At 65.4% G+C, this 6621-nt stretch carries 4 protein-coding genes; 1 reads left to right on the top strand and 3 read right to left on the bottom strand.

Translation table 11 applies throughout. From position 1 onward, the window contains the following. On the bottom strand, positions 1–1233 hold a 1233-nt coding region (locus ACFDSW_RS14130), incomplete at its 3' end, for an MFS transporter (protein WP_375250920.1). Between the two features lie 253 nt (positions 1234–1486). On the opposite strand from ACFDSW_RS14130, the gene ACFDSW_RS14135 reads away from it, so the two are divergent. Beyond that, positions 1487–3832, top strand: a complete 2346-nt coding sequence (locus ACFDSW_RS14135) for a TonB-dependent receptor domain-containing protein (RefSeq protein ID WP_375250921.1) — start codon at positions 1487–1489, stop codon at positions 3830–3832. A gap of 4 nt (positions 3833–3836) precedes the next feature. On the opposite strand, the gene ACFDSW_RS14140 is transcribed toward ACFDSW_RS14135, so the two are convergent. Then, a complete protein-coding gene (locus tag ACFDSW_RS14140; RefSeq protein ID WP_375250922.1) occupies positions 3837–5195 on the bottom strand; it encodes an amidase in 1359 nt (452 codons plus the stop codon). 13 nt (positions 5196–5208) lie between these two features. Then, on the bottom strand, positions 5209–6621 hold a 1413-nt coding region (locus tag ACFDSW_RS14145; protein WP_375250923.1), incomplete at its 5' end, for an ester cyclase.

A 6621-nucleotide genomic window follows, 5' to 3' on the forward strand; every position in this document is an offset into this window, starting at 1 on the left:
GATGGGCGGTGCGGCGATTCGTGACGGCAGCGTTTCGCGCTGCGCCAGCCAGATCAGCGCAGCCGCGCCGAACGCCGCCGCGGCGGATGTCATCGCCGCGGTCAGGCCGTAGCGGTCGGCGAGGAAGCCGGTGATGAGCGGGGCGAAGAAGCTGATGATCCGCCCCCAGTTGAAGATCGACGCCGCGGTGGAGCGGAGATGCGGCGGATAAAGTTCCGCCAGCCATGGCCCCCAGATCACGCTGGAACACAGCATCGCGCCGTAGATCAGGCCGACGACCCGGAACAGCAGCAGGCTGGTCGGCATCGCCAGATAGACGAGGATCGCCACCGAGGCGATCAGGAAACCGATCGCGTTGAAGCGCCGTCCGAAACGGTCGGCGGCCCAGCCCCAGGCGAAGCCGCCGGCGATATTGCCCGCGAATTGCCATGCGACCAGATTGCCCGCCACCGCCGCCGACAGCCCGCGCGTATCGGTCAGATAGGTCGTCAGCCAGCCGCTATAGGCTTGATAACCGAAGAAATTGAGCCCGGTCATCGTCGCAAGCAGCAACGTCTGGCGGCGGACCGTGGGGTGGAACAACTCGCGCACCGGCAGCTTCGCGGCACGGACGGCATGGCGGTCGACGCTGGAGCCCGCCGGGATCAGCACCAGCATGACGACCGCCAGTAGCAGCGGCGGCACCCCGCCCAGCCACAGCAGCAGATGCCAGTCGTGGCCGCCCAGCGCGCCGAGGGCGAGCCCCAGCGCGACGATCGAGACGCTGAAACAGGCGTTGAGCGTACCGGCGACGCGCCCGCGCAACCGCTCTTCGAACAAATTGACGTAGATGCTGACCCCGACCGGAAAGACGCCCCCGGTAAACAGCCCGAGTGCGAAGCGCTGCACCAGCAATTGCGGATAGCTGGCCACCAGCAGCCCCGACAGCAAGGACAGGCCATAGCCGAGGATGATCGCGGCAAGCACGCGCCGGCGACCGAAGCGATCGGCAAGTTGCCCGATCAACACCGCTCCGATCAGCGCCCCGGCTCCTTGCGCCGAATAGGTCGATCCGGCCTGCACCAACGTGAGTCCGAGCGCGGAGCGCTGGAAGGGGCGCAGGATATCGACGCTGTTCCACGCCCAGCCATACAGAAATTCACCGATCATCAGCGCCGCGAAGATCGCCAGCCGCCGCGCGCGCGACAGCGGCGGGGCGGCGGGGATCTCGGCAATGTCGTTACATTCGGTCATGGACAGCCTCCGCCCGCAAATAGATTGCATCCGCATTCGTTTGTAAAGCGATGAAAGTCTGATGGGGTGAGTGGTGATATCAGTCGCCACCTGTGGCGTCGGGGCAACAAAAATGCACGGCCGACACGATATCAGCAATCATTGCTAACAAATCTCTTGCCGAAGTATGCATCCGCATGCATAAATGTGACATATCCGTTCCAAAGGCGGGGCGGCGGGGAGGGCAGTGGCCCGCGATATGGAGGAAGTGGCGATGAGGGACATGCACTGGCTTCGCACGGCGTCTATCCTGGCGATGATGGCGGCGGCGACGCCCGCCCTGGCGCAGGGGAACGCTGTCTCGACATCCGGCGAGGCTGCCGCGAACCAGCCATCCTCATCGTCCACCGATCAAACCGGCGACGTGCCGCAGGGCGATATCGTCGTCACCGCGCAGCGCCGCACCGAGCGGTTGCTGGACGTGCCGATCTCGATCACCGCCGTCAGCGGTGCGGATTTGCAACGGCTTCACGCCGACAATATCGGCCGGCTGGAATTCACCGCACCGGGATTCACCTGGGGTAGCCAGGGATCGGACTCCTTCCCGGCAATTCGCGGCGTCCGCACCAGCCTGGTCAGCGCGCAGAATGATCCGGTCATCGGCTTCTACATCGACGGCATCTATCAGAGCCGTACCCAGCAGCAGAGCATCCCGCTGTTCGACATCGCCCGCGTCGAGGTGCAGCGCGGCCCGCAGGGGACGCTCTACGGCCGCAACACCTTTGGTGGTAATCTGAGCGTCGTCACCGCGTCGCCGACCGACAAGTACGAGGGCGCGTTGAATGCGGACTTCGGCAATTACAATTCGCAGCGGATCGACGGCTTCGTCAACGTGCCGCTGGGCGACACGCTCGCGCTGCGCGTGGCGGGCGTCTATCAGGATCACGACGGCTATGTTCGCAGCACCTCAGGCGTCGAGATGGCCGACCTGCAGGAATATGCGGGCCGCGCCTCGCTGAAATGGACCCCCGACAGCCGGCTGGAGGTGGAGCTGCATGGCGGCATCTGGCGGCGTGACGATGCTGGTGCGGGCTCCTATGGCTACAAGGTTGCCGGCACGCTGATCGACCCGCGCACCGGCTATCAGTCGATCAACGGCGTGCCTTATGCGGTGAACCCGTCGGTCAAGAACGGAACGGTGCTGGTCAACGGTGTCGATATCGGCGTCGCGGTGACGCCCGGGCCCTATACCAACGACTGGGACTATCAGCCCTTCGAGCATATCCGCGAGGATTATGGCTCGGGCACGATCAGCTATGACCTCGGCGCGGCGACGGTGCGGTCGATCACCGGCTACACCTTCTTCCGCGCGCACCGCAGCGCCGACAACGATCAGAGCAGCGTCGTCTTTCAGGCCCCGGCGATCGGCTTCGGCTCGGGCCAGCAGGAGCCGAACACGCGTGCACGGACCTTCACGCAGGAACTCCAGCTGGTGTCGAACAGCACCGATCCGTTCCAGTGGATCATCGGCGGCTATTACCTGCACGACGACATTTTCGAGACGTATCAGCAGAAGATCGACGCGCCCAATTCGGTCGTGCCGGGTTTCCGCGCCGATGCGGCACTGAAGACCGACGCCTATGCCGCTTATGCGCAGGGGACGTATGCGATCGTCCCCGACACGCTGAAGCTGATCGGTGGCATTCGCTATTCCTATGAAAAGAAGGCGTTCAATTTTGCCGATTTCGCGGACGGTGTCCCCAACACGTATAATTTCACCACGCCCTATAGCGTCACGTCTGGCGCACCGTCGTTCGACAGCGTCACATGGCGCGCGGGCGTGCAATACACCCCCAGCCGCCGCACGATGGTCTATGCGACGGCGTCGACCGGCTTCGCGTCGGGCGGTGTCAACGATACCGGCGGCAACAACGCCATTCCGGCATCCTACGCCCCACAAAAGGTCAACGCCTATGAGGCGGGGATCAAGAACCAGTTCCTGAATGGTCGGGTACAGACGGAACTGGCGCTATATTACAACAAATATACCGACCTTCAGATCAACGTCTACACGCCGCTGGTATCCTATTTTGGCAGTGCCGGACGAGCACGCAGCTACGGCGGGGAAGTGACGCTGCGGACCTTGCCGCTGCCTAACCTGCACGTCGATGCGACCGCGGCCTATCTGAACGCCGAATATACGCGGTACGTCAGCGGCAACAACTTCTATGGGGCGTCGAACGGCGCGGACCCGGTGTCGTTGGATCTCGCCGGGCGCCGCATCCCGCAATCACCGCGCCTGAAAACCACCGTCGCGGTCTATTATGATGTCGATCTGGGCAGCGCCGGGACGATCGCGCCCTATGCCAACTGGCTACATTCCAGCAGCTATTTCACGACCGACTATAACACCGCGATCGATTTCCAGCGCGCCTATGACAAATTCGATGTGTCCTTGCGCTGGACCGAGGCGCGGGGCCGCTTCTACGTCGAGGGATACGGCAACAACGTGACCGATCAGGCGGTATTGCTGAGCGCGGTGGTCGGCCGGGCGCAGCGCGTGCAGGTGTCTTACGGCCCGCCAGCCACCTACGGCATCCGCGCCGGCGTAAAGTTCTGAGGCGCTACAGATCGGGGATGGGGCGGATGCCCGCGCCATCCTCGATCGCGGCACCCAGCGCGAACAGCACGGGCTCGGCCGCCACCGGGGCGAGCAACTCCACCGACAACGGCATCCCCCGCATCGTGCGCCCGACGGGCAGCGCGATCGCGGGCCAGCCACTGCACGCTGCGAGTTCCGGTGCCCAGCCGCCCATGGGATTGTCCATCGATTGCGGTAGCACCGCCGAGGGCGGATAGAGCAGCGCGTCATAGCGACCACCCGCGACGATCGCCTCCAGCGCCGATCGCAGCGCGGCGTGGCGCTGCAGGATCGCCGCCCGCACCGCCGGCACGCGCGGCGCGGCCCGCGCACGCAGTACGGCGTCATAATCTGGCAGGTAGCGCCCGCCCGCGATCAGCTCGGCGAGCGATGTGGGCGCGGTCCCAGGGCGGAAGCCGGTGCCAAGATACTGGTCGAACGCGGGCCCGAATTCCTCGTCGACGATATGATCGCCCCCCGGCAGGATCTCGGCGGGTAGCTCCGGGGCATCCTCCACCGTCACGCCATGGGCCCGTAATGCCGCCACCGCACGCGCGATCCCCTCGGGCGCGGGGGCAGGCAACTGGCGCAGAACGCCGACCCGCATCCCCCTGACCGGCAGAGCGGCGGAAGCGTCGCGATCGGCGAGCAGGCCGAACAGCATCGCGGCATCGCTGACGCTGCGCGTGATCGTGCCGACCGTATCGGTGGAGGGGGCGAGCGGCGCGACACCCTCGACCGCGATCGCCCCCCATGTGGGCCGTAGCCCGACCAGCCCGTTATAGGCGGCGGGCACGCGGATCGAACCGCCCGTATCGGTGCCGAGCCCCGCCAGCGCATAGCCCGCCGCGACCGCGACCGCGGTGCCACCGCTCGACCCGCCGGAGGTGACCGCTGGCGCGAACGGATTGCGTGTATCGCCGCCGATCGAGCTGCGTGAGCGGATCTCGAACGAAAATTCGGAGAGGTTGGTTTTGCCGACGACCACCGCGCCGGCATCGATCAGCGCCGCGAGTGCCGGGGCGGTGCGCCACGGCAGGGCATCGACCAGCGCCCGGCAGCCCGAGGTCGTCGGGGTGCCGAGCAGGTCGATATTGTCCTTGACGACGATCGGCACGCCGTGAAGCGGGCGGAGCGTTGCGCCGTCGCCCCGCGCGCGATCGCGTTCGTGCGCGGTCAACAGCGCGTCGGGCATGACGCGCAGCATTGCGGCAAGGGCGACGCCGTCCCGGTCCAGCGCCGCGATCCGCGTCAGGCCTGCCTCGACCGTCGCGGCGGAACTGGTCCGTCCCGCCGCGCAGTCCGCCAGAAACGACCGGATGTCGTCATGCTGCGCGTCCATCGTTTCGTCGGGCTCAGCCAGCTGCGTGTTGCAGCGCCGCCAGCTTCACCTGCGCCAGCATCGACAGCTCGTCATAGACCGCCCATTCGTCGATGATCTTGCCGTCACGGATGTGGAAATGCGTGACCCCCATCACGAACAGCGGGTGGCCGGTGGGCGCGCCAAGCGGACCATAGCCGAGATGATGGCCGTCGAGCGTCCAGCGGACGGCATATTTGGTGCCGCCTTCTTCGCTCTCGACCGAGCAGATGTGCTGCGGCACCCAATAGCCGTCGGGGATCAGCGCGATCAGCCGCATCGTTTGCTGCAACACCGCTGCGATGCCGTAATATTCCCGCATCAGCGGGCCGTGCCACTGACAATTGGGCGCGTAGAGTTCGTGGATACGCCCGAACATCCGCTTGTTATAGACATGGTGCAGATCGCGCAGCAGCTGCGCCTCGCCGTCATTGTGCGCGATCGACGTATCCGCCTCGGTTTCCGGCGGATATTGACCCAGCAGGCGACGGTTCTCGACCACTTCCATGATCGGCTCGCCCGCCTCGAACTTGCGCACCGCAATATCCTGCGCATAGGCGTGCGGATCGAGCCCAAGCTGGATCACCGGGCCCATGTTGTCGCGGACGATCCACTCCTTGTAGATCTTGTTTTCCAGGATCATGCAGTCCGCGACGGTGCGCGTCAGGAAGGTGCGTCCGGTCGGTTTTCCGTACATGCCATATTGCGAATGGCGGCCCTGCCCATGCGTCATATGGCTGGTGTAAAAGCCATCCCGGTCGTTCCCGCGCCAGATGACCTGCTGCGCCAGCCCGCGTCGATCGGGAAATTCCACCAGCCGCTGGATCGTGTCGCGAATGTGCGTTTCGCGATCGTACATGGTCCCCATCGTCGTATAGGCGACGCAATTGTGGGTGTAGTGCGTGTAGATCAGCCCGACGTCGCGCTCATCCCAGATCCGGTGCGTGCAACGGACGATATAATCGACGATGTCGGTATAGATCGGGTCGAAGCCGCGCATCCCCTGTACGCGCTCGCGATCGGTCGGCACCAGTTCGGTGAAGTCGCGGCGTTCCACTTGCAATACCGTTCCGGCCGCACTGTCCGCCGGGGGTGTATCGGCGCGGCGATTGGATGGCGTGGATGTGTCGGTCTTCGTCATGTCGTCTCCTGTATGAAACGGGGAAGCGGGTAGGGGGGCGGGCGCGGCGCCATGATCGACCCGCGCCAGCCATGTCGCAACATGCGCGGCAACCTGTTCGGGGGCCTCCAGCGGGGCGAAATGGCCGACGCCGTCGATCAGTGTCAGTATGGCGTCGGGCAGGCCATCCGCCAGCTCTTGCTGATGTGGGGGCGGGCAGAGCGCGTCCTGCGCGCCGGCGAGCACCAGCGCGGGCATGGTCAACGCGGGTAGCCGGTCGCGCTTGTC

It is taken from the genome of Sphingomonas sp., from assembly GCF_042091075.1.
Lineage (GTDB): Bacteria > Pseudomonadota > Alphaproteobacteria > Sphingomonadales > Sphingomonadaceae > Sphingomonas.